The sequence below is a fragment of the Lentzea sp. CC55 genome (genome assembly GCF_021056325.1).
Lineage (GTDB): Bacteria > Actinomycetota > Actinomycetes > Mycobacteriales > Pseudonocardiaceae > Lentzea > Lentzea jiangxiensis.
Genome location: NZ_JAJCXE010000022.1, coordinates 432374 through 453922 on the forward strand (window position 1 = coordinate 432374; position 21549 = coordinate 453922).

At 69.1% G+C, this 21549-nt stretch carries 22 protein-coding genes and 1 pseudogene; 7 read left to right on the forward strand and 16 right to left on the reverse strand.

Annotated elements, in window-relative coordinates; translation table 11 throughout:
- The first annotated feature begins 30 nt into the window (after positions 1-30).
- Positions 31-261 (forward strand): PspC domain-containing protein, encoded by a 231-nt coding sequence (locus L6E10_RS17910; RefSeq protein WP_236220635.1) that lies wholly within the window; start codon positions 31-33, stop codon positions 259-261.
- Here L6E10_RS17910 and L6E10_RS17915 read toward each other — a convergent pair whose 3' ends face one another.
- From L6E10_RS17915 to L6E10_RS17935, 5 genes are all read right to left on the reverse strand, one after another.
- Positions 262-1632 (reverse strand): beta-N-acetylhexosaminidase, encoded by a 1371-nt coding sequence (locus L6E10_RS17915; protein ID WP_236220636.1) that lies wholly within the window; start codon positions 1630-1632, stop codon positions 262-264.
- Positions 1629-2462, reverse strand: a complete 834-nt coding sequence (locus L6E10_RS17920; RefSeq protein WP_236220637.1) for a carbohydrate ABC transporter permease — start codon at positions 2460-2462, stop codon at positions 1629-1631. The genes L6E10_RS17915 and L6E10_RS17920 overlap by 4 nt, the downstream gene beginning before the upstream one ends.
- The gene (locus L6E10_RS17925; protein WP_236220638.1) at positions 2459-3343 is read right to left on the reverse strand and encodes a carbohydrate ABC transporter permease; all 885 of its coding nucleotides are present in this window, start codon (positions 3341-3343) and stop codon (positions 2459-2461) included. Before L6E10_RS17925 ends, L6E10_RS17920 begins: the two co-directional genes overlap by 4 nt.
- A 2-nt stretch (positions 3344-3345) precedes the next feature.
- Positions 3346-4623, reverse strand: a complete 1278-nt coding sequence (locus L6E10_RS17930; RefSeq protein ID WP_236220639.1) for an extracellular solute-binding protein — start codon at positions 4621-4623, stop codon at positions 3346-3348.
- A gap of 79 nt (positions 4624-4702) precedes the next feature.
- Positions 4703-5374, reverse strand: a complete 672-nt coding sequence (locus L6E10_RS17935; protein WP_374236879.1) for a copper homeostasis protein CutC — start codon at positions 5372-5374, stop codon at positions 4703-4705.
- A 341-nt stretch (positions 5375-5715) separates the two neighbouring features.
- On the opposite strand from L6E10_RS17935, the gene L6E10_RS17940 reads away from it, so the two are divergent.
- Together L6E10_RS17940 and L6E10_RS17945 are read left to right on the forward strand one after the other, a co-directional pair.
- Positions 5716-6321: an RNA polymerase sigma factor gene (locus L6E10_RS17940; RefSeq protein ID WP_236220641.1), complete on the forward strand. Its 606-nt coding sequence runs from the start codon at positions 5716-5718 to the stop codon at positions 6319-6321.
- Positions 6322-6326: 5 nt separating this feature from the next.
- Positions 6327-6803, forward strand: coding sequence for a carboxypeptidase regulatory-like domain-containing protein (locus L6E10_RS17945; protein WP_374237089.1), 477 nt, complete (start codon positions 6327-6329; stop codon positions 6801-6803).
- A gap of 85 nt (positions 6804-6888) precedes the next feature.
- Here the strand turns inward: L6E10_RS17945 and L6E10_RS17950 are convergent, their stop codons facing one another.
- The 10 genes and pseudogenes from L6E10_RS17950 to L6E10_RS17990 all read right to left on the reverse strand — a co-directional run bounded on the left by L6E10_RS17950 (position 6889) and on the right by L6E10_RS17990 (position 15188).
- The gene (locus L6E10_RS17950; protein ID WP_090097443.1) at positions 6889-7086 is read right to left on the reverse strand and encodes a DUF397 domain-containing protein; all 198 of its coding nucleotides are present in this window, start codon (positions 7084-7086) and stop codon (positions 6889-6891) included.
- 105 nt (positions 7087-7191) lie between these two features.
- Complete coding sequence (locus L6E10_RS40855; protein ID WP_308102811.1) at positions 7192-7725, reverse strand: transposase; 534 nt, start codon at positions 7723-7725, stop codon at positions 7192-7194.
- A gap of 312 nt (positions 7726-8037) precedes the next feature.
- A complete protein-coding gene (locus tag L6E10_RS17960) occupies positions 8038-8853 on the reverse strand; it encodes a hypothetical protein (protein WP_236220643.1) in 816 nt (271 codons plus the stop codon).
- A 310-nt stretch (positions 8854-9163) separates the two neighbouring features.
- A pseudogene (locus L6E10_RS17965) lies at positions 9164-9793 on the reverse strand (transposase); the annotation flags it as partial.
- The gene (locus tag L6E10_RS41205) at positions 9744-10004 is read right to left on the reverse strand and encodes a winged helix-turn-helix domain-containing protein (RefSeq protein WP_374237091.1); all 261 of its coding nucleotides are present in this window, start codon (positions 10002-10004) and stop codon (positions 9744-9746) included. The gene L6E10_RS41205 and the pseudogene L6E10_RS17965, both read right to left, overlap by 50 nt.
- Before the next feature lie 322 nt (positions 10005-10326).
- Positions 10327-10746 (reverse strand): Imm1 family immunity protein, encoded by a 420-nt coding sequence (locus L6E10_RS17970; RefSeq protein ID WP_236220645.1) that lies wholly within the window; start codon positions 10744-10746, stop codon positions 10327-10329.
- 382 nt (positions 10747-11128) lie between these two features.
- Entirely contained in the window at positions 11129-12748 is a 1620-nt protein-coding gene (gene groL, locus L6E10_RS17975) for a chaperonin GroEL (protein ID WP_236220646.1), read from the reverse strand.
- A gap of 216 nt (positions 12749-12964) precedes the next feature.
- Positions 12965-14182, reverse strand: a complete 1218-nt coding sequence (locus L6E10_RS17980) for a serine/threonine-protein kinase (RefSeq protein WP_236220647.1) — start codon at positions 14180-14182, stop codon at positions 12965-12967.
- A 69-nt stretch (positions 14183-14251) separates the two neighbouring features.
- The gene (locus L6E10_RS17985; protein ID WP_236220648.1) at positions 14252-14458 is read right to left on the reverse strand and encodes a cold-shock protein; all 207 of its coding nucleotides are present in this window, start codon (positions 14456-14458) and stop codon (positions 14252-14254) included.
- An 88-nt stretch (positions 14459-14546) separates the two neighbouring features.
- Entirely contained in the window at positions 14547-15188 is a 642-nt protein-coding gene (locus L6E10_RS17990; protein ID WP_236220649.1) for an AIM24 family protein, read from the reverse strand.
- A 70-nt stretch (positions 15189-15258) separates the two neighbouring features.
- Between L6E10_RS17990 and glp the strand changes: the two genes are divergently transcribed.
- The 4 genes from glp (at position 15259) to pssA (ending at position 19773) form a co-directional block, all read left to right on the forward strand.
- The gene (gene glp / locus L6E10_RS17995; protein WP_374236885.1) at positions 15259-16455 is read left to right on the forward strand and encodes a gephyrin-like molybdotransferase Glp; all 1197 of its coding nucleotides are present in this window, start codon (positions 15259-15261) and stop codon (positions 16453-16455) included.
- Between the two features lie 27 nt (positions 16456-16482).
- A complete protein-coding gene (locus L6E10_RS18000; protein WP_236220651.1) occupies positions 16483-17904 on the forward strand; it encodes a M48 family metallopeptidase in 1422 nt (473 codons plus the stop codon).
- 205 nt (positions 17905-18109) lie between these two features.
- Positions 18110-18805, forward strand: a complete 696-nt coding sequence (locus tag L6E10_RS18005) for a phosphatidylserine decarboxylase (protein ID WP_089908648.1) — start codon at positions 18110-18112, stop codon at positions 18803-18805.
- Complete coding sequence (gene pssA, locus L6E10_RS18010) at positions 18805-19773, forward strand: CDP-diacylglycerol--serine O-phosphatidyltransferase (protein WP_374236888.1); 969 nt, start codon at positions 18805-18807, stop codon at positions 19771-19773. The genes L6E10_RS18005 and pssA overlap by 1 nt, the downstream gene beginning before the upstream one ends.
- A 62-nt stretch (positions 19774-19835) precedes the next feature.
- Here the strand turns inward: pssA and L6E10_RS18015 are convergent, their stop codons facing one another.
- A complete protein-coding gene (locus L6E10_RS18015; RefSeq protein WP_236220652.1) occupies positions 19836-21464 on the reverse strand; it encodes a LamG domain-containing protein in 1629 nt (542 codons plus the stop codon).
- Between the last annotated feature and the right edge of the window lie 85 nt (positions 21465-21549).

A 21549-nucleotide genomic window follows, 5' to 3' on the forward strand; every position in this document is an offset into this window, starting at 1 on the left:
CCGCGGCCTCGTCCCGACGACTCTTGAGCCATGACGAACAACGTGCTCGACGACGCGACAGCCCAGGTCAAGAAGCTCCGCAGGAGCCGCAGCGACAAGATGCTCGCCGGTGTCTGCGGCGGCGTCGCCAAGATGATCGGCGTCGACGCCGCGATCATGCGGATCGTCCTGGTGGCGGCGACGCTGCTCGGGTTCGGCACCGGAGCCGTCCTCTACGTCGCCGCCTGGATCCTCATGCCCGAGGAAGAGCCGGCCGTGTGATCAGCGTGGAAAGCCGGGAACACCGGGGAGCCGCTGCCAGGGGTGGGGTCCGTCCAGGGGCCGGTACTCCACCCCCAGGGCGTCGAGACGCGGCAGGTGGTGCTCCCGCAGCCGCTGCACGAAACCGGGATCCTTCTCCGCCGGTGACCACATGACCTCGGCGAACGCGGCCAGCCTCGGGAACGCCGCGTAGTCCACCCGCCGGGCCGAGTCGAGGTGCTCGGTCCAGATGTTCGCCTGCGCGCCCAGCAACCGTCCGGGCTCCGTTCCCGTGACCTCCGCCGGCACCGGCTCCCACGCGTGGACGTCCTCCAGCGTCGTCACCGTCCCGACCGGGATCGGTTCGCCGGGCGACTCCGACTGCCGGTAGTCCAGGTAGACGTGCTGTTCGGGGCACATCACCACGTCGTGGCCCTCGCGCAGCGCCGTGACGCCGCCCTCCACACCGCGCCAGGACGCGACCACCGTGCCCTTCGGCAGCGGGCGGGCGTCCAGGACCTCGTCCCACCCGTACGGCCGCCGGCCCTTGCCCGCGATGTGCTCGGCGATGGCCCTGACCAGCACGCCGTCCTCGTGGCCGGGTGCCTCGTCGCCGCCGAGCCCGATGAACTCGCCGGGGAAGACGTCCATCAGCTCGTCGAACACGTTCCGGTAGAAGTCCACTGTGGACTCGTCCGTGTTGAGCACGCGTTCGTTGACGCCCCAGTCGGTCCAGACGCCACCGCCGTGCACGCCCAGCTCCGGGTAGGCCGCGATCGCGGCCTGCGAGTGGCCGGGGACGTCGATCTCCGGTACTACCGCGACGTGCCGCGCCCGCGCGTACTCGACGATCTCGCGCAGGTCGTCCTGCGTGTAGAAACCGCCGTGCGGACGGCCTTTCAGCCCACCGGAGCGCCGGTCGCCGAACCGCGAGTCCTCCCGCCACGACCCGACCTCGGTGAGCTTCGGGTAGTGCCGGCACTCGAAGCGCCAGCCCTGGTCGTCGGTGAGGTGCAGGTGCAGGACGTTGAGCTTGTGCACGGACAGCAGCTCGACCCAGCGCAGCACCTCCCGCTTGGGCAGGAAGTGCCGCGCGACGTCGAGCATCACGCCGCGCCAGGGGAACCGCGGGTGGTCGACGACCTCGCAGGCCGGGATGAACCGGGGCTTCTCCCCCGCCGCCCGGAACGCACGGGCGCCGAGCAGCTGGCGCAGGGTCTGCAGCGCGTTCATCTCGCCGGCCGCGTCGTTGGCCTCGATGAGCACGCCTTCGTCGGACGAGAGCAGCCGGTAGCCGCCGGGCGGCCCGTCCACGAGGACGGTCTCCCAGCCCCGGTACTCGCAGAGCCGTCCACCGTCCACGTAGGACACCGGGCGTGGCAGCAGGTTCATCCCTTCACCGCCCCCGCGAGACCGGACACGAGCCGGCGCTGCACGAGCACGAAGAAGATCAGCACGGGAATGGTCATCAGGGTGGAGCCCGCCATGATCGCGCCCCAATCGTTCTGGTCGGGTTTGACGAACACCTGGAGAGCCAGCGGCAGGGTCTGGTTCTCCACGGCCGAGATGATGAACGTCTTGGCGAACAGGAAGTCGTTCCAGGCGTGGATGAACGACAGCACGCTCGTCGCCACCAGGCCGGGCGCGACGAGCGGGAACAGCACCTGCCACAGGAAGCGGAACCGCGAGGCGCCGTCCAGGGTGGCGGCCTCCTCGAGCTCCACCGGCACCGCGGCGACGAAGCCCCGCAGCATCCAGATCGCGAACGGCAGGCTGAACGCGAGGTGCACCAGCACGAGCGAGCCGAGGTGGTTCAGGCCGAAGACCGGAACGCTGTCGCCGACCGACCGCATCAGGAAGAACAGCGGCACGGTCAACGCCTCGACCGGCACCATCTGCACGACCAGCAGCATGATCAGCAACGTCGTGCGGCTGCGGAAGCGGAACCGGGTCAGCGCGGTCGCCGCGAGGAACGAGATCAGGATGCTCAGGGCCACCACGATCAACGCGACGATGATGCTGTTCAGGAAGTAGCGCCCGAAGTTCGCGACCGTGAGCGCACGGGTGAAGCTGTCGAGCGTCGGCCGCGTCGTCCACGGCACCGGGTCGGCCGAGATGATCTCGTCCTCCGGCTTGAACGCGGACAGGACCATCCAGAACAGCGGGAACGCCACCACGGCGGCGACGACGAGGACGAACGCCTCGGTGATCCAGCGCCTCACAGGACCTCCCCCGACCGCCGCAGCGCGCGGAGGTAGAACATCGTGATGCCCAGCAGCAGCACGGTCATCACGACACCGATGGCCGCGCCCAGGCCGTACTCGGACGCCGCGAACGCCTGCTGGTAGGCGTAGACGTTGAGCACGAGGTTGCGCCCGGCGATGCCGCCACCGTTGGTCATCACGTAGATCTGCGTGAAGACCTTGAAGTCCCAGATGATCGACTGGATCGTCACCACGAGGATGATCGGCCGCAGCAACGGCAGCGTGACGCTCCACGCCGTGCGGAACGCCGAGGCGCCGTCCAGCGCCGCGGCCTCCAGCACCTCACCCGGGATCGCCTTGATGCCCGCGAAGAGCGTCACCATGACGAACGGGAACGAGCACCAGATCACCTGCGCGGCAACGAGTCCGAACGCCGTCCACTTGTCGAACGTCCAGGAGAAGCCCTGGATGCCCAGGACCTCGTTCACGAACCCGAAGTTCGCGTCGAACAGGAAGAGCCAGATCGTCGAGCCGGCGACCGCGGGCGTGGACCACGCGCCGAGAGCCGCCAGGAACAACGTCATCCGGACCCAGGTGCGGACCCTCGTGGCGAGGACCGCGAGGAACGCGCCCACCAGCAACGTGCCGACCACGCAGACCGCCGCGAAGGCGACGGTCTGCCCGAGCACACCCCAGAACTGCTGGTTGCCCAGCAGTTCCCGGTAGTTCCCGAGACCGAGGAACTCGAGCGGCGCCCCGCCGCTCACCTGCTCCTGGCCGTAGTCGTAGAGCGAGATGAGCACCAGCTGGTAGATCGGGTAGGCCAGCAGGCCTGCGAGCACCAGCAGCGCTGGAGCCAGGTAGGCGAACGCGGTCCGCCCCTGGCCTCTGGCGGTCACGCTCACGACGTGAAGGCCGCGTTCATCGTCTTGGCGGCGTCGGCGGTGGCCGTGTCGACGTTCTTCGCGCCGGTCACGACCTCCTGCAACAACGTCGGCACCACGGCCTGCGCCTCGATCTTCGCCCATGCCGGCGTGACGGGGACGAACTTCGTGCCGGCCTGCAGCGTCTTGGTGAACGGCTCCAGGAACTTGTCGGAGTCGGCGACCTGCTTCTGCACGTCGCTGAACGTCGGCAGGTTGCCCATCGCCGCGTACATCTTCTGCTGGTACTTCTTCGACGCGAGCAGCTGCGTGAACTCGGTGGCGAGCGTCTTGCGCTGCGTGCCCTTCATGACGCCGAGCAGGTTGCCGCCGGCGAACGCGGGGGCGATGGAGCCCTTGTCCTTGCCGGGCAGCGGCACGACGGCGTACTTGCCGGCGGCGCTCGACGCGTCGACGGACTTGCGGTTGAAGTCGCCGCCGATGGTCATCGCGGCCTTGCCGGCGCGGAACGCCTCGACGCTCGCGTCACCACCGTTGCCCGCGCAGGCGGCGGGCGGGCAGATGTCGTCCTTGATCAGCTCGGTGTACTTCGCGACACCGGCCCTGGCCTGAGGGCTGTCGATCGCGGCGGTGAACTTGCCGCCGTCGGACCTGGCGAGGTCGCCGCCGTTGGCCCAGATGAACGGCAGGGCGGCGAACAGGTACTTGCCGCCGGCGGAGATGCCGATCAGCTCGGGCTTGCGCTGCCGGATCTCCCTCGCCAGCGGCGCGATCTCGTCGAGCGACGTGGGGGGCTCGAGGCCGAGCTCGGAGAACACGTCGGTGCGGTAGTAGAGCGCGCGGACGCCGACGAACCACGGCACGCCGTAGGTCTTCCCGTCGACCTTGGCCGTGTCGAGGATCGTCGGGACGAGGTCCTTCGACTCGGCCCACCCGCTCAGGTCGAGCTCGGAGAAGCCGCCCGCGGAGACGTAGCCCGCGAGGTCGGTGTTGCCGAACTCCGCGACGTCCGGCGCGCTCTTCGGGTCGCTGAAGGCCGCCTTGAAGCGCTCGGCCCTGCTCGACACCTGGATGTACTGCACGTCGACGGTCACGCCGCTGTGCTTGCCCTGGAACTCGGAGATCGCCTCCTTGACGACCGCTTCCTTGGGACCCCGGTTCACCTCGTCGAACAGCCAGACCCGCACCTGCCCGGTCTGCTCGTCGGTGCCGGAGTTCGTCGGTCCGGACTGCACCGGAGCGCAGGCGACCACCGCGCCTACGCCCAGCACGGCCACGAGTGTCTTCAGCCTCATCGCGCCCTCCGTATTGCATATAGTGCAACAGCCATTTCACAGGAAGCAACGTGACTGTAGAACGGACGCGGTCAAGGGTCTAGACCAGACGATCGACCCATTCCCGGACGGACGCGCTGTCGACCGGCGAATCCCACCCGTGCGGACGCACCGCACTGCCGACGTGGAAGCCGTCCACGCCCGCCACCAGCAGTTCCGGGACGTGCCGGGCCTGGAGACCGCCGCCGACGAGCAGTGCGGGAGGTGCCTGCGCGACGAGCGCCTTCAGGTTCTCGATCCCCTCCTCCACGCCTTTCGCGCTGCCCGCGGCGAGGACGGTGTCGCAGCCGAGCCCCCGGACGACCTCCCAGGAGCGGAAGACGTCGTTCGAGTTGTCGAGCGCGCGGTGGAACGTCCAGGCACACCCCTCCAACTCCGCGACGAGGTTGAGGGTGACGCCCTCGTCGACCTCGCCCTCGGCGTCGAGGAAGCCGAGCACGAACTCCGTCGCGCCCGCCTCGCGGAGCTCCGCCGCCCGCCGCCGCAACTGCCTGAGATCACCCGGCGCGAACCCCTGGGCGTCCCTCAGCATCACGCGGACGGGGAGGTCGACGGCGCGCCGCACCTCCCGGAAGGTGGCGACCGACGGCGTGAGCCCGTCGGAGGCCATGTCGGCGACCAGTTCGAGCCGGTCGGCGCCTCCGGCCTGGGCGGCCTCGGCGTCCTGCGCGTCCAGTGCGATCACTTCGAGAATCGGCATGGTCTGGACCATAACGGCGAATCGCATGTGCTTTCGCGAATCGGGAGCGCTTTCGCCGTTCCGCGCGTCAGAGGCGTGTATCTGCTCGCCTGAGTTCCGCTCTTCTGAGATGAGCGAGTGATCCAGGCGCGGAGCCCGCGTCGGTCGGTTCGAGGGGTGCCGGCCGGCGCGGCTTCCACACCGGCGGCCCGTGATGCAAGGGGGAATCACGGGCCGTTGGCATGCCCGGAGGAAGATGAGGCTGTTGCGGCGGTGATACTGCTCCATCCGAGTGAACTTTGTATCTACCGCCCAGTTAGCCCTTCATGAGTTGGCGGACGGCGCTGACAGGGGCGGCCGATCGGAGGTGCTGCATGGACGAGCTGCACACGGCGGATGACCGTCCGCCGTGGGACGGGCTTGAAGGCACCGAACGTCATGCGGTCTGCGTGGCCGCCGCACGCGAGGGCAACCGCCACGCGCTGGACGTCCTCGTGACCGAGCTGACCCCGCTGCTCTGGCACGTCGCACGAGGCCAGGGTCTCGACAAGTCCGTCGCCGAAGACGTCGTGCAGACCGTGTGGCTCGCGTTCTTGAAGAACATCGAGAACATCAACGAGCCAAAAGCCCTGGTCGGCTACCTGGTGGTCACGACGAGGCGTGAAGCGCGCCGAACCTGGACACCCAACAAGCGTGAAACGCACCTGTCCGACGAGTACGCCGAGCAGCTCGAGTCCGACACCGGCCTGCCCGAGGACGTGACGCTGATGGACGACCGCGACCGCCGCCTGTGGCTCGCGTTCGGCCGCCTGACGACGAGGTGCCAGGAACTGCTCCGGCTCACCGTGCTCGCGGGCCGCGCGGAGTACCGAGCGGTGGCCGAGGCGCTGGCCATGCCCCACGGCAGCATCGGTCCGACCAGGGGACGGTGCCTGACACTGCTGCGCAACTACCTGGAGACGGAAGGAGGATCGCGGTGAACGAGATCGACCCGCGCGACGACCGCAGGGGCCCCGAGGACACCGCAGTCCTCTCCGAACTGAACAGGCTCGTCGACGAACTGGACCCGCCACCCGCCGACCTGGTGGACCGCGTGAAGTTCGCGATCGCCCTCGAGTCGCTCGACGTCGAGGTGGCGCGCTGGGAGCGGGCCGGGTCGTTCGCCGGGGTGCGCGGGGGGCAGACCGGCACGATCACGTTCACCGTGGACAACCTGACGCTGATGGTGAACTTCACGTCCACCGGGTCGCGGCACCGGATCGACGGGTGGCTGGTGCCGGCCGGGGAGCACACGGTCGAGGTCAGGGTCGCCGATCACCAGTCGTCCTGCACCCAGGCCGATGACGGGGGGCGGTTCGTCCTGCCCGACGTCCCGGCCGGGACCACGCAGATCCTGGTGCACCTGGTGAATTCTCGCGGGGAGCCCGGGCGGACCGTTGTCACGCCCACGATCATGCTTTGAGCTTTCTGGGGTTCTGGGGATTTCACGGGTCGATGCGGCGAAAGGCGGCAGCTGAAGCCGCTGCCGCCCGTCGTGTGGCCGGCCGTCAGAAACGGCCGGTCTTGGTCGCGTTGAGGAAGAAGGCCAACGCGTTCTCTCCGAAGATCAGCACATCTCCTTCGGGATTCTTGCTGTCACGCGCGGCGCCGTGCTCACCGATCAGGGCCAGCTCGACGCACTGGCCTCCGTTGCCGCCAGAGCGACTCGACTTGCGCCAGGTCGCCGTACCCAGGTCCGGGATCATGCCCGTACCTCCTCGTCTTGCCGTCACGCAGTTGCTTGGCAGCAGTGTCGAGCAGCTTGACGGATTCCTGCGGCGACAACGCACTGGTCATCAACGCTTGCCAGGTCAGCTCGCAGGACTCGATGCGGCCAGCCTCGGACACGAAGAGGCGGTGTAGCCGCCGTCGGCCCACACCAACGCCACCCGGCCGCCAGCGGTGGTGCGCATCCGCCGCAGCAGGCTGCGGGCGGCGACCCGGTCCTGCGTCGACGCCGGCGTCACCAGCACCGCCAGCAACAAACCCATCGTGTCCACGGCGATGTGGCGCTTGCGGCCCGCGACCTTCTTCCCGCCGTCCCAACCCCCGCGTGGCCCGGCCCACGGTCTCCGCGGCGCGCACCGACTGCGAGTCCATGACTGCCGCCGACGGCGCCGCCACCCGCCCCTGCGCCAGCCGGACCCGGTCACGCAACGCGTCCGGCGGCAGCTGTGTGACGCCGACCTTCTCCCAGGCGGCGAAACGCTTGTAGACGCCGGCCAGGGTGGAAAGTCGGCCGGAAGTGCCCGCCACTTGATGCCGTTGTCGACCACGTAGAGGATCGCTTCCACGATCACCCGGCGACAGCGCTTCTCCCACCGCCCACCCGACCGGCCAGACACGCCGGATCAGGTAGCAGCGGGTCGAGCACGGCCCGCTGGGCGTCGGTGACATCGGTGGGATACCGGGCCGTCCGCACGGTGGGCGGGTGGGAGACGACCAGGCGACAGCAGAGGGCTCCCGCGGTGGGACCCGCCCGCGGGAATCGGGCACGATGACAACGGAACTCCTGGTGGAACGGCGCTTCGACAACGTCCGATCTACCAGGAGTTCCTCGTCTGCGCACCAAAGGCCCACACCCCGATCAAGCTCGGAAACGGACGCTGAGGCGATCACCAGGTCGTCATCGGCTGGCGTGACGCTCACGTGTCAGGCTATGCGAGTTCTTTCTGAGTCAGTTTGTAGCTGGCCAAGTACCCCTCGAGCAGCGCAATCCAGCTCTCGCAGATCTTCCTGTCCGATGGCCCCATGTCCTTGTATCGCGGGCTGTCGAGGTGCAGGTAGATGTAGTCCATCATGAAGAGGGCAATCTTTTCGACCACGTCGGGATTGAACCTCTGGATTACGCAGAAAATATCAGCGATGGCACTCAGCGTCCTGGAGTGCGGGCTCTCTGTGAGTTCCAGCGAGTTCAGCACTCCGTCTCGGCGGTCCCTGACCATCGAAGCGATGTCATTGATGTCGTCGATGAACACCACCATCTTCTCGTAGGTAGCAGCGAGAATCGGCTCGGGTTCGTCGATGTCCATCACGGCCAAGCACATCGTGTAGAAGAGTCCGGGGAACCCGGTTCGCGCCCGAACCCAATCCGCGACGTCCAGGTCCCTGGTTTTGCCGAGGGACTCAACCTCCCTGAACATCTTCCCTTCTGATCTGACCCAGAAGTTTTGGTACACGCTGGCCAGCAGCCTGTCGTTGCAGCCGAGGCCCTTCAGTTCGGTCAGTTTCTCAAGAAGCCACGAGTTGACGTGGTCCATCTTCTTGTCGGACCCGAACACCAGCTCGTTCAGCCTGAACTCCGGCTTCCCGCAGATGAAGATCAGGGCGAGGAGCTCGCCGGTGATGATCGACTTTTCGTGGGGGTAGCGGTGACCGAGCATCCTTTCGGCTGTTTCAACCCCCTCTTTGACCGAAAAGGGGTACATGGACATGTACTTCTCGATCACAACTGTCACCGCAGGGTCCTCCACGACGCGAAATCAACGACTTGCACTCAAGCAGTGTGGTGACTGAAAAACGATTCAGCAAGCGCTCGTTCCAGGTGGCGGAACGGGGTGTTCATGCTGGCCGAAAATGATTCGAGCTGCGCCTGACCGCGGACGTTGTTTGTGTCCACGACAGGACTGCGGTAGAACATTCTGATGAATTTACATGGTGCCGTGTTCCCGAGGTCCGGAATTCGGTGGAGCGAGAGATCGCCCTCGTCGTGACTTCGACGCGGATTCTACCGTCACTGCGGCTTCCCTGCTCGACCTCGATCAAACACCAATGATCAGCTGTTCAGAAGGACCTGCCTTCACAGGTGCGATCCGTGTCGTCCGTTCGATCGCTCGAAACCGCGGTTCCACGGTCGACCGCTGCCCAGGCGGGGTGAAAGTCCCGACATATTCGCTGAATTCTGGAGGAACACCTGTTGAGCCGAAGGTGCTCGGTTGCCTGCATGATGGCGTAGCGAACGTGCGAAGCTTGAAAGTAGCTGCGGACGATGTGCGGCTGGCGTTGGCGGCGGCGTAGCAAGCGTCGGGTCTCGTGGGCGAGTCGGTCGGCGTTGTGGGCGCGGGATGCGTTGACGTTGTGTTTCAGGTCGGCGCCCCGCAGCTCGCCGGGGTTGAGCTCGGGGCTGTAGCCGGGCCTCAGGTACAACTCGACCCGGTCGGCGTTGGTCTTCAGCCAGGCGCGGACCGCCTTGCTTCGGCGCACCGGATGCCGGTCGGCGACGACGTGCACCTTCCGACCCGCCTGACGGGCCACACGGTCGAGAAACGCGGTGAACACGGCCGCGGTGAACCGCTCGGTGAACACGGTGAACCACAACGCGTCGCGTGAGGCGACCGCGGACATGATGTTGACCCGCAGCCGCTTACCGGTCACCCGCACGATCGGCGTACGGCCCTTCGGGGCCCACGAGCGGCCTTGCGGTGTCGGAGCGCAGCCCGCACTGGTCGACCCACGCGATCACCGCGCCCTCGGCCTTCGCCGGTGCCTCAATCGCCGGACAGTCCTCGTCCAGCCACGTGCGCACCGCGGCGGGCTGCTGTTCGCAGGCGCGGCGGGCCGGACGCTGTGGGGTGAAGCCGTGGCGCCTTGTACTCGCCGGTCGCGGCGTCCAGACCCTCGCCAGAGGGGAGGGACTTGACGAGCTCGACCACGACGCCGCCTTCCCGAATTTTGGTGCATTCGGTGAATTCTCGCGGGGAGCCTGGGCGGACCGTTGTCACGCCCGCGATCATGCTTTGAGTTTTTGGCTTCATCGGGTCCCGGGGTATTGCGGCGGATCGGCTTGCGTCGGCCAGTTCATGTTCCAGCGGGGTGGTCGCCTGCCGTGCTTTCGGTCGTGTTGCGCAGGTGGATTGGAGGCTGTGCCGAGCCGGGTCGATTCATCGCCACTTGGTTCACACGCCTTGGCTTTGCCATTGCCGTTGTCGTGATGGCCGGCTCGCCACTCAGGAAACGTCCGACTCCTGCCAGTCCACACAGGTCGGACGTTCTCCGGTCTGACGGAACTCCTCCAGTGCCGCGAGGATTCGGGCGATCGGCAGTGCCGAATCCGGCGGAAACGGCGTCTTCGTGTCGGTGTCGACGTACAACGTCGGCGAGTCCAACGTTGGCTGGTCCCCACGAGTGGCGTACACGCCGGTCGAGTCGTCCCCGTCTGCCGGCGGATCCCAGGACTGCGGGCTGAGGAACAGCAGTGCGCCCTGCCGCTCGGGAATCGCCACGGCGACTTTGATCAGGGTGTCCGGCTCGTCGTACGGACCGATCTTTGGACGCTCACGGGCGACGATCTGCGGCGGATGCGGTTGCTCGTGCGTCAGCAGGTACTCCAGCAGCTCCTGCAACTCGGAGCTGGAGGTGACTGCCACGGGAACGTTCGCAGGCCTGGCGACGTCGTCGTCTCGGTAGTACCTGTGACGGCCTGGGACAACTCTGCGGCTCTCGTGGCGGCTTCTGACCACTGCTGCACCGCTCGGCCGAACTCGTCCTCGAGCTGACCCGCTCCCCGCATGACAGCCGTCAACAGCTGCACGGCCTCGTCAGCGAGCTGCCCGGCCTGTTCCAGGGCCGCTGCCACCTCTTCGGGACTTGGCGACCACCCGGCTCAGCTCGGCTGACACCTCTTCGAACGACGCCATGCGCACCCCTGACCGCAGCATCGCATTCGCTCACCCAAAGCCCCGGCATGCCGAAAGGCCCGGCTCGCCGAAGCGAACCGGGCCTCCCGGAGGTGGAGCGGAGCGGTAGGACTCAGAAGTCCATGCCGCCGGCGTCCGGCGCGGCCGGCGCGGCGTTCTTCTCCGGCTTGTCCGCGACGACGGCTTCCGTCGTCAGGAACAGGGCGGCGATGGACGCGGCGTTCTGCAGCGCGGAACGGGTGACCTTGGCCGGGTCGATGATGCCCGCGGCGACCAGGTCCTTGTACTCGCCGGTCGCGGCGTCCAGACCCTCGCCCGCGGGCAGGTTCTTGACGCGCTCGACCACGACGCCACCCTCGAGACCGGCGTTGACCGCGATCTGCTTGAGGGGAGCCTCGACGGCGACCTTGACGATGTTGGCACCGGTGGCCTCGTCGCCCGTGAGCTTCAGGCCCGCGAAGGCGGCCTCGGCGGCCTGGAGCAGCGCGACGCCACCACCGGCGACGATGCCCTCCTCGACGGCGGCCTTGGCGTTGCGGACCGCGTCCTCGATGCGGTGCTTGCGCTCCTTGAGCTCGACCTCGGTGGCCGCACCCGCCTTGATGACGGCGACGCCGCCGGCGAGCTTGGCGAGGCGCTCCTGGAGCTTCTCGCGGTCGTAGTCGGAGTCCGACTTCTCGATCTCGGCGCGGATCTGGTTGACGCGACCCTGGATCTGGTCGGCGTCGCCCGAGCCCTCGACGATGGTCGTCTCGTCCTTGGTGACGACGACCTTGCGGGCCTTGCCCAGCAGCGAGATGTCGGCGTTCTCCAGCTTCAGGCCGACGTCCTCGGTGATGACCTGGCCACCGGTGAGGGTGGCGATGTCCTGGAGGATGGCCTTGCGGCGGTCACCGAAGCCCGGGGCCTTGACGGCGACGGACTTGAAGGTGCCGCGGATCTTGTTGACGACCAGCGTGGCCAGGGCCTCGCCCTCGACGTCCTCGGAGATGATCAGCAGCGGCTTGCCGCCCTGCATGACCTTCTCCAGCAGCGGGAGCAGGTCCTTGACCGTGGAGATCTTGGAGCCGAACAGCAGGATGTACGGGTCCTCGAGGACCGCTTCCTGGCGCTCGGGGTCGGTCACGAAGTAACCGGAGATGTAGCCCTTGTCGAAGCGCATGCCCTCGGTGAGCTCGAGCTCGAGACCGAGGGTGTTGCTCTCCTCGACGGTGATGACGCCTTCCTTGCCGACCTTGTCCATCGCCTCGGCGATGAGCTCGCCGATCGTGGGGTCAGCGGCGGAGATGGACGCGGTAGCAGCGATCTGCTCCTTCGTCTCGATCTCCTTGGCGTTCTTCAGCAGCTGCTCGGCGATGGCCTCGACGGCCTGCTCGATGCCGCGCTTGAGGCCCAGCGGGTTGGCGCCGGCGGCCACGTTGCGCAGACCCTCGCGAACCAGGGCCTGGGCGAGGACGGTCGCGGTCGTGGTGCCGTCACCGGCGACGTCGTCCGTCTTCTTCGCAACTTCCTTGACGAGCTCGGCCCCGATCTTCTCCCACGGGTCCTCGAGCTCGATCTCCTTCGCGATGGAGACGCCGTCGTTCGTGATCGTCGGCGCACCCCACTTCTTCTCGAGCACGACGTTGCGGCCCTTCGGGCCGAGCGTCACCTTGACGGCGTCAGCGAGGGTGTTCATACCCCGCTCGAGACCGCGGCGGGCGTCCTCGTCGAACGCAATCATCTTGGCCATTGCGGTGTGTTCCTCCGCCTTTGTGGTTTCTGGGCCACTGCGAGCCGGCAAAGCCCGCAGCGGAACACGGTGCGAGTGACCAGGTTGGTGCCCGCGACGGACGACCCCGGAGGGCCTCACCAGTCCCAGCCTCACTTCTTTGGCACTCGACTCAGCCGAGTGCTAAGTCGTGTTTAGCACTCGGGCGGGTCGAGTGCAAGCGGCCTCAGGTGACTCTCAGCGTGACGTGCGCACCGGCACGGAGGTGGGCAGCGGCTTGCGCGAGGTCGAGCCCTCGTCGCCGATGTTGAGCGTCGGCGAGGAGTTGGTCTTGGGCTGACGTGCGGGCTCGTCGCCGGGCGACAGGACGATGACCACGATGATGATCAGCACGATGGCCACGGCGGCGGCGACGACCGGCGCGAACCACGCCGGACGCTCCTTCTTGCCGGTCGACGTGAACGCGCTCACGCCCACCTGGTTCGGCGGGCGCAGCCGGACGGGGTCGGCGAGCTGCTGCTGGTAGCCGCCCTGGAAGTGCGCGGGCACCGGGCCCGACACCGGCGACTGCACGGGGATCGAGCCGGACGCGGGCCCGATCTGAGCGGGAACCGAGCCCTGCGCGACCCCGGCGAGGGCGACGCGTGCCGCGGCGACCAGCTCGACGCAGCTCGCGAACCGCTGCGCCGGGTCCTTCGCGGTGCCCTTGCGGATCACCTCGTCGATGGCCGGCGGCAGCGCCACGAGCTGCGACAGCGCCGGGACGTTCTGGCCGAGGTGGCCCGCGATGACCTCCTGCACGCCGCCCTGGAACGGCGGGCGCCCGGACAGGCAGGCGAAGAGCATGCAGGCGAGGGCGTACTGGTCGGTGCGGCCGTCGACGGGCTCGCCGCGCAGGTGCTCCGGCGCCGCGTAGGTCGGCGAGCCGAGGAAATCACCCGTCCGGGTGCGGTGCCCGGTGGCGCCGCGGCGGGTCAGGCCGAAGTCGGCGACGTAGACGTGCTCGCGCACGCCCTCCTTCTGCGTCACCAGCACGTTCGCCGGCTTCACGTCGAGGTGCACGAGGCCCTTGCCGTGCAGCATGTCGAGCGCTTCGGCCACCTGGCCGAGCAGCGTGAGCGTGCGCGCGGGCGTGAGCGGCCCCTCCTTGATGTGACCGGCCAGGTCCTGGCCGTCCACGAGCCGCATGGCGATGTAGAGCAGGCCGTCGACCTCGTCGAAGTCGTACAGCGGCACGATGTTCGCGTGGTCGATGGCGGAGGTGTTGCGCGCCTCGTCGACGAACCGCTCGCGGAACTCCGCGTCGGGCGCGAGGTGCTCACCGATGACCTTGAGCGCGACCTTCCTGCCCAGCCTCACGTCCGTGGCCCGGTACGTCACGCTCATGCCACCGCGGCCGAGCACTCCGTCGATCCGGTAGTGCGCGATCCGCCGCCCGCTCAGGTCCTCCGACACGCGAGGCAGCCTAACGTCCGGCCGGACCGGCTTGCCCGGGGTTGGTCAAAGCCGTGATCGGAGTGATCTCTAACCGGCGCGGCGAACGTCGGACGCCTGGCTGCGCCCGTCCCTCCCGGCCTGCACCTCGAACTCCACCCGGTCGCCTTCTGAGAGGGTCCGGAAGCCATCCATCTGGATCGCCGAGTAGTGCACGAACACGTCGGGCCCGCCATCGGTTGCGATGAAGCCGTATCCCTTTTCGGAGTTGAACCACTTGACGGTACCGAGAGCCAAGACGTCCTCCTTCAGATGACGCATCTCACGCAAAGCGCAGAGAGCAACGCTAAAAGAAGAAATCTCACGCGGATACCTCCTTACGGAGTCATGAACTCCGGCTGACTCCGTTGCCGCGCAACCAGGTGGTGAGCCGCCGGGGCCCGCGCGTCTGCGTCAGCACGGCACCGGGGCCGGCGAAGTCGAACACCAGGCCCTCACCCGTCTGAATGGATTGCGCGCCATCGGGCACCGACGGGCGGAGACGGCATTGCACGGTGTCCGCGAACGCCACGACGTGGTCGCTGCTGATGGTCACCGCTTCACCGGCTTCCAGCGTCACGAGGTCGAGCGCGCCGCAGCACGCGAGCAGCACGTCACCACGGCCCTGCGCGTAGTTCAGGAACCCCTCCGCGCCTCCGAAGAGCGCCTGCATCGGCGGCGCCTCGGGGTTCATCGCCACGGTGCTGCTCGACGCGATCCAGCTGTGCCGCGCGAGGCACCAGCCGTGCGTCCCGTCGAGCTCGACCTGCTGCAGGTCACCGGGCAGCACGGGCGCGGCGTCGAGCCAGCCGCCCTCCGCCCCCGCCGTGCACAGCGCGACCGCCTGGGCTCCCACGCCCTTCACCTCGACGGCGAGCCCGTAGCTCGTGGCCGCGATGGTCAGGGGGTCGACCAGCACCATCTCGCCGGGCGCGAGCACGAGCCTCGCCACGCCGAACGTCGGTGTGTGCCTGGTCCGGACCTGCACGAACAACACCTCCGGGGAAATGTGGGGAATGCGATCGTCACGATCACCGCGACGTTGGCAGTATGCAGTCGTGTCCCCCACCTCTGTCGCCGAACACCGCCAGCGCGTCATGGAGCTCGTCGGCCTGATGCCGGTGCTGCGGCTCCCGCTCGACGAGTGCCTCGGGCTCGTGCTCGCCGCCGACGTCGTCGCTCCCGTGGCCCTGCCGCCGTTCGACAACTCCGCGATGGACGGGTACGCCGTGCGCGCCGCAGACCTGGAGGGCGAGCTGCCCGTCCGGCTGCCGGTCGCCGACGACATCCCCGCGGGCCGCACCCGGCTCACCGCGCTCGAGCCCGGCACGGTGCACCGGATCATGACCGGCGCCCCGGTGCCGCCCGGCGCGGACGCGGTGGTCCAGGTCGAGTGGACCGACGGCGGCACGGGCACCGTGACGATCGAGAAGGCCGTCCTGCCCGGCCAGAACATCCGGACCGCCGGCGACGACGTGCGGGAGGGCGACCCGGTGCTGACCGCGGGCACCGTCCTGCGCCCGTCCACGGTCGGCCTCGCCTCGGCGCTCGGGCTCCCCGTGCTGCCGGTCCGCCGCCGCCCGCGCGTGCTGGTCCTGTCGACGGGCTCCGAGCTGGTCGAACCCGGCCGGCCCCTGGAGCCGGGGCAGATCTACGAGTCGAACGGCATGATGCTCGCTTCCGCCATCCGGGAGGCGGGAGCGGAGGCGGTGCGGCTGGAGTTCGTGCCGGACGACGTGGAGGCGTTCCACCGCGCGTTGGCGCCCCACCTCGGTTCGGTGGACGTGGTCGTGACGTCCGGCGGGGTGAGCGCGGGCGCGTACGAGGTGGTCAAGGACGCCCTGGCGGACCACGACGTGCGGTTCACGAAGGTCGCGATGCAGCCGGGCGGGCCGCAGGGCTGCGGCCGGTACGAGGGCCTGCCGGTGCTGTCGCTGCCGGGCAACCCGGTGAGCGCGCAGGTGTCGTTCGAGGTGTTCGTGCGGCCGGCGCTGCTCGCGTCGATGGGCCACCCGCGGCCGGAACGCCCCACCGCGCGGGCGAGGATCACGACGTCGCTGACGTCCCCCGCGGGCAAGACGCAGTTCCGGCGCGGCCTGCACGACCCGTCGTCCGGCCAGGTCGTGACGCCGGTCGGGGGGCCCGGCTCGCACCTGCTCTCGGCGCTCGCGCTGTCGAACTGCCTGATCGAGGTTCCCGAGGACGTCACCGAACTGGCCGCGGGCTCCGAGGTCACCGTGAGATACCTGCAGTAGTTCCGCAAGACCTGGGGGAAGCAGAAGATGAGAGCAGGACTGGCACTGGCGTTGCTCGGCGGGTTCTTCGTCCTCGCGGTGACGCTGTTCGCGGGCCTGGGAGGGCTGGCGCTCACGCTGTTCCAGCGCGAGGACGTCGTGGGCGGGCTCATGCTCACGGGGCTGGCGCTCGTCCTGGGCGGCCCGCCGCTCGTGGCGATGGCGATCGCGGTGTGGGTGAGCCCGCGTCCCACCGGCGTCGCGCTGACCAGGTCCGCGCATCCCGAGCTCTGGCACCACGTCGACGAGCTGGCGAGGATCGCCGGCACCCGAGGGCCCGACGACATCCGGCTGGTCGGCGAGGCGAACGCGAGCGTGTGGGAGCGCAACGGGACCCGGTACATGGAGCTCGGCCTGCCGTTCGTGGCGGGGATGAGCATCGGCGAGCTCAGGTCGGTGCTCGCGCACGAGCTCGGTCACTACGGCGGCGGGCACACCAAGGTCTCCGCGCTCACGTACCGCGCGACGCTCACCCTCAGGCTCACGACGGAGCGGTTCGACACCCTCGGCGTGCTCTACGCGTGGGCCCGCCTGTACGCCCTGGTCGCCGCCGGGGAGAGCCGCAAGCACGAGCAGTTCGCCGACGAGGTCGCGGTCGCCGCCGCCGGGCGGGAGGCCGCGGCGCGGGCGATGCTGCGGATCGGCCCGGTCACCGAGGCGTGGGACGACTACCTGAGGTGGTACGTCTCGCTCGCCGCCCACGTGGGCCGCACCCCGCCGCTGGTCGAGGGCTTCCGCTCCTACCTCGACCACCCGCGGCGCGTGCACCAGCTGCGCGAGCTGGAACCGGTGCTCGCGGAGCAGGAGCCGACCTCGGTGTTCGACAGCCATCCCCCGATCCGCGAGCGGGTGGCCTCGATGAGGTCGTTCCGGCCGTCCTCGGGGGTCGTGGTGGACGCGGTCGACGAACGCCCCGCCCACGTGCTGCTGCACGGCACACCGCCGGAGCAGGTCGCGGAGCTGGCCGGGGTGTCCGGGCCGCCGGTGACGTGGGAGGAGCTGCCGGCGCTCGCGGGACCCGCCCTGCTGCGCCGGAACGCCGACAAGCTCCGGCACGCGGGCCGCGTGAGCCGGATCGGCGACACCGCCGCCGACGTCCTGACGGCGTTGGAACGGGGCAGGCTGCACGACCTCACCGGGCGTCCGGTCGACGGATCGCTGCGGCAGGAGCAGGTGCACGAGGCCGCTGCCCGTGCCGTGACGGAACTGCTCGGGTGCATGGTGGCCGACCAGCTCGTGACCGCGGGACGCGCGACACCGGAACTCAACTGGGGCGGGCTCTTCGTCCTGCGCATGCCGGACGGAGCTGCGGTCTACCCGGACGACCTCGTCGAACCCGCCGTGCGCGACCCCGGCCGGGTCGCCGACGTGCGGTCGCGGCTGCGGTCCCTCGGAGTGGACGGACTGTGACGGAACGCTCACCGAGCGACGTTGTTCACGCCATGTGACGGGGATTACACTGGTTGCAGGTGCCGGTCGGCCCGTGCATTCGTCGGGGGATGCACGGGCTTACCGGCCACTTGTCCTTCCGGGCAGTCCTCATGGGCGGTTTGGCGTGTTGCCGTAGCGTGATGCCGCCCGACAATCCACGGAAGCTACGGAACCCACAGACACGATGAGCAGCGAGAAGCCCGTCTCCCACTTCCTCGAACTCGCGCGCGGCATGGTGCCGCCGATGCACCCGGCAGGGCGCCCGTTCGTCGCCGGTGCGGCGATCGCGACCCTCCTCGTCCGGCTGCGCTTCAAGCGCCTGGGCGTCGTCCTCGCCCTGGTCACGGCGTGGGTGGCGTGGTTCTTCCGCGAGCCGAAGCGCGTGACGCCGACCCGTCCGAACCTCGCCGTGGCCCCGGCCGACGGCACCGTCTCGCACGTGGTCGACGCCGTCCCGCCGGCCGAGCTCGGCCTGGGCTCGCAGCCGATGACGCGCGTCAGCGTGTTCCTCTCGGTCTTCGACGTGCACGTCCAGCGCGTGCCCGCGGACGGCGAGGTCGTCCAGGTCTCGTACCACCCCGGCAAGTTCCTCTCGGCCGACCTCGACAAGGCCTCCGAGGAGAACGAGCGCAACACCGTGTGGCTGCGCACGGTCGACGGCCACGACCTCGTCGTCGTGCAGATCGCCGGCCTGGTCGCCCGCCGCATCGTGTGCGAGGTCGCCGAGGGCGAGAAGGTCACCGCCGGCCAGACGTACGGCCTCATCCGCTTCGGTTCGCGCGTGGACCTCTACGTCCCGCGCGGCAGCCGTGTCCTGGTCGAGGCAGGCCAGCGCACGATCGGCGGCGAGACCGTTCTCGCCGAACTCCCGGAGGCCTGATGGCTCCCAGCGGGCCCGGCGTTCGCCTGCTGCCGAACGCGATCACGGTCCTCGCCATGTGCTCCGGCCTGTCCGCCGTGCACTTCGCGAACGTCGGCATGTGGGGCGCGGCCATCGCGTCGATCGCGGCAGCGGCCGTCTTCGACGGCCTCGACGGCCGCATCGCCCGCCTGCTGGACGCGACGTCGAAGATGGGCGCGGAGCTGGACTCGCTGGCCGACGCCATCTCGTTCGGCGTCGCGCCCGCCCTCGCGATCTACCTGTGGAAGTTCGAGGGCAACCGCGCCGGCTGGGTCATCGCGCTGATCTTCGCGGTCTGCATGGTGGTCCGCCTGGCCCGCTTCAACACGTTGCTGGAGAAGGAACAACCGCCGTTCGCGAAGGAGTTCTTCGTCGGCGTCCCCGCTCCGGCGGGTGGGTTGTTGCTGCTGCTGCCCCTGATCGTCGAGGAGCAGGTGCGGGCCGACGGCTGGTGGAACAACACCTACGTCGTGAGCGCCTGGACCGTCCTGGTCGCGATGCTGCTGGTGTCGCGCATCCCCACGCTGTCCGTGAAGACCGTGAAGGTGCCGCCGCGCGCGGTCGCGCCTCTTTTGGTGGCCGTGGGTCTCTTGGCGGCCGCGATCATCACGTACCCGCTGGTGGCGTTGATCATCGCGATGGTCGTGTACCTCGCACACCTGCCGTACTCGGTGCGCCGGTACCTGTGGCTGTCGAAGCACCCGGAGGCGTGGACCGTCACCGGGGCTGACCGGCGTGCCATCAAGCGGGCGCACGGGGTGGCGGCTCGTCGGCTCGGGCTGCGTCAGCCTTTGCGCGGCCGTGTCGCCGGTGCGGCCATGCGGGCGGTGCGCCGGCCTCGGCGTGACGTCGCTCCCCAGTCGGCTGCGGACAGCTCGGTGCCCAGCGCCAACGGGCGCCGTCGTTCGTGGCGGCAGTTGGGCTTGAGGCGCCAGCCGAAGCAGTGAGCTGAAACCCGAACGGGCCGGACACGTCGATCGTGTCCGGCCCGTTCGCTCTTCCACGTCGATCAGGTGCGGACGGCCTGCGCCAGGATCTGCTCCTGCGAGAGCACTCCGGCATAGACGCGCACGTCGTCGATCCCGCCCTTCCAGAACGAGCCGGCGGCGGTACTCGGCGAAAGCCTCCCGAACTCCACCACGGCCCCGGTCTGCGCGGAGCCACCCGAGGTGAACGGGACCTTCGTGACGTACACGCCGCTGAAGTAGAGCCGGACCTCTGCGTTGGCCTTGTCGTGCACGGCCGTCAGGTAGGTCCACTCCTGCAGCTCGACGCCGTACCTGGTCTCGACGGTGGTGCCGCCCACCACGAACTCCCAGGTCTTCGAGGTTCCGCCGTACCTCAGGTCGAGCAGCGAGGTGCCGTTGTGCACCAGGCTCACGACCGTGCGGTCCTCGTCCTCGCGCGTGGCGGTGTCCAGCCGGGCCCACGCGGAGATCGAGTAGGAACGGTCCGTGCGGATTCCCGGCGCCGGGCCCGAGACGTGGGCCTCTCCGTCCTGCTCCTGACCTGCCTCGTCCGGTCCGTTGAACCTCAACGACGTGTCGTCGTGGTCGAGCTCCCAGCCGGTCTTGCCGCTGAGTGGCGCGACCGCGCCGGTGACCTCGTCCCGGGTGCCGCCACCGGTGCCTTCGTTGAACCGGTAGTGGGCGCGGAGGCCGACCTGCCCGGCGAGCGTCTTGACCTCGGCCTCGTTCAGCGTTCGCGCGTAGACCTTGACCTCGTCGACCGCGCCGGGCGCTCCGCCGGCCTCCACGCCGTTCCACCTGTGCCGTCCGACCAGCAGCTGCGACGCCTGCCAGCCCTCCACCCCGGTGACCTGCCCCTGCCCGACGCCGTCGACGTAGAGGCTGAGGGTCCGGGTCGTGACCTCGTAGGTGCCGGCCAGGTGCGTCCAGACGCCGGTCTCCGCCGGGGCCTGCGAGTGGGCCACCCGCACCGCGGTCCTGTCCGCGGTCGTCATCCCGAACGCCCAGCGCCCCACCGCGGCGTCGAGGTAGAGGCCGGCGCTGAACGCGGTGCCGTCCGCGGTGGCGACGACGGCGCGGTCGGCGCTGCCGTCGTCCACCTTCACCCACGCCGACAGGCTGAAGTTCTTCGACGTGTCGGCCAGGGCCGGACCGCTGAGGTGGTCCTGCGGGTCACCCAGCGCGGCACCCCTGCCCGAGTAGCCGGTCGAGGCCAGGTCCGGACTTCCGTGCGGCATCAAGGCGTTGGCGCCGTTGGCGTCCGTCAGCGTGCCGTCCAACCGCCAGTGCGCCGCGGGGTGCCCGCCCGCGAGCACGTAGAACCCGTACGACGGGACCTGGGAGTAGCCCTCCCGCGTCACCGCGCTGACGAAGATCTCGTGCTGACCCGAGACGCGCGGCGTCCACCGGATCGTCGCCTTGCCGTCGGCGTCGGCGAGGACCTCCTTGTCGAGGAAGCCCGCGTCGTTGGTGAACGAGTAGACGTACTTCAGCACGTCGTAGTCCGCGTCCAGCTCGAACGCGCCCGCCACCCCGACACCACCACCCGGCTGCGACGGCGGGTACTGCTGGGAGTGCACCCGAGGTGCGGGCACGGGCTCGGCCGCGGCGTGCGCGACAGGTGCCGTGAGACCGGCCGAGACGGCCAGTGCGAGAGCGAACGCGGCCATGCGAAAGCCGCGCGCCGGTTGATGGCGCATGAGCGGTGATCCCCCAGGTGTTGTCACGACCGAGCCCCCAGCCCGGATCATGACA

Excerpts from the sequence above, each read along its gene's own strand:
- L6E10_RS17915 (WP_236220636.1), bottom strand. The coding sequence starts at position 1,632 with ATGAACCTGCTGCCACGCCCGGTGTCCTACGTGGACGGTGGACGGCTC.
- L6E10_RS18000 (WP_236220651.1), top strand. The coding sequence starts at position 16,483 with ATGAGAGCAGGACTGGCACTGGCGTTGCTCGGCGGGTTCTTCGTCCTC.
- L6E10_RS17950 (WP_090097443.1), bottom strand. The coding sequence starts at position 7,086 with ATGATCCCGGACCTGGGTACGGCGACCTGGCGCAAGTCGAGTCGCTCT.
- L6E10_RS18015 (WP_236220652.1), bottom strand. The coding sequence starts at position 21,464 with ATGGCCGCGTTCGCTCTCGCACTGGCCGTCTCGGCCGGTCTCACGGCA.
- L6E10_RS17930 (WP_236220639.1), bottom strand. The coding sequence starts at position 4,623 with ATGAGGCTGAAGACACTCGTGGCCGTGCTGGGCGTAGGCGCGGTGGTC.
- groL (WP_236220646.1), bottom strand. The coding sequence starts at position 12,748 with ATGGCCAAGATGATTGCGTTCGACGAGGACGCCCGCCGCGGTCTCGAG.
- L6E10_RS18005 (WP_089908648.1), top strand. The coding sequence starts at position 18,110 with ATGAGCAGCGAGAAGCCCGTCTCCCACTTCCTCGAACTCGCGCGCGGC.
- L6E10_RS17935 (WP_374236879.1), bottom strand. The coding sequence starts at position 5,374 with ATGGTCCAGACCATGCCGATTCTCGAAGTGATCGCACTGGACGCGCAG.
- pssA (WP_374236888.1), top strand. The coding sequence starts at position 18,805 with ATGGCTCCCAGCGGGCCCGGCGTTCGCCTGCTGCCGAACGCGATCACG.
- L6E10_RS17940 (WP_236220641.1), top strand. The coding sequence starts at position 5,716 with ATGGACGAGCTGCACACGGCGGATGACCGTCCGCCGTGGGACGGGCTT.
- L6E10_RS17910 (WP_236220635.1), top strand. The coding sequence starts at position 31 with ATGACGAACAACGTGCTCGACGACGCGACAGCCCAGGTCAAGAAGCTC.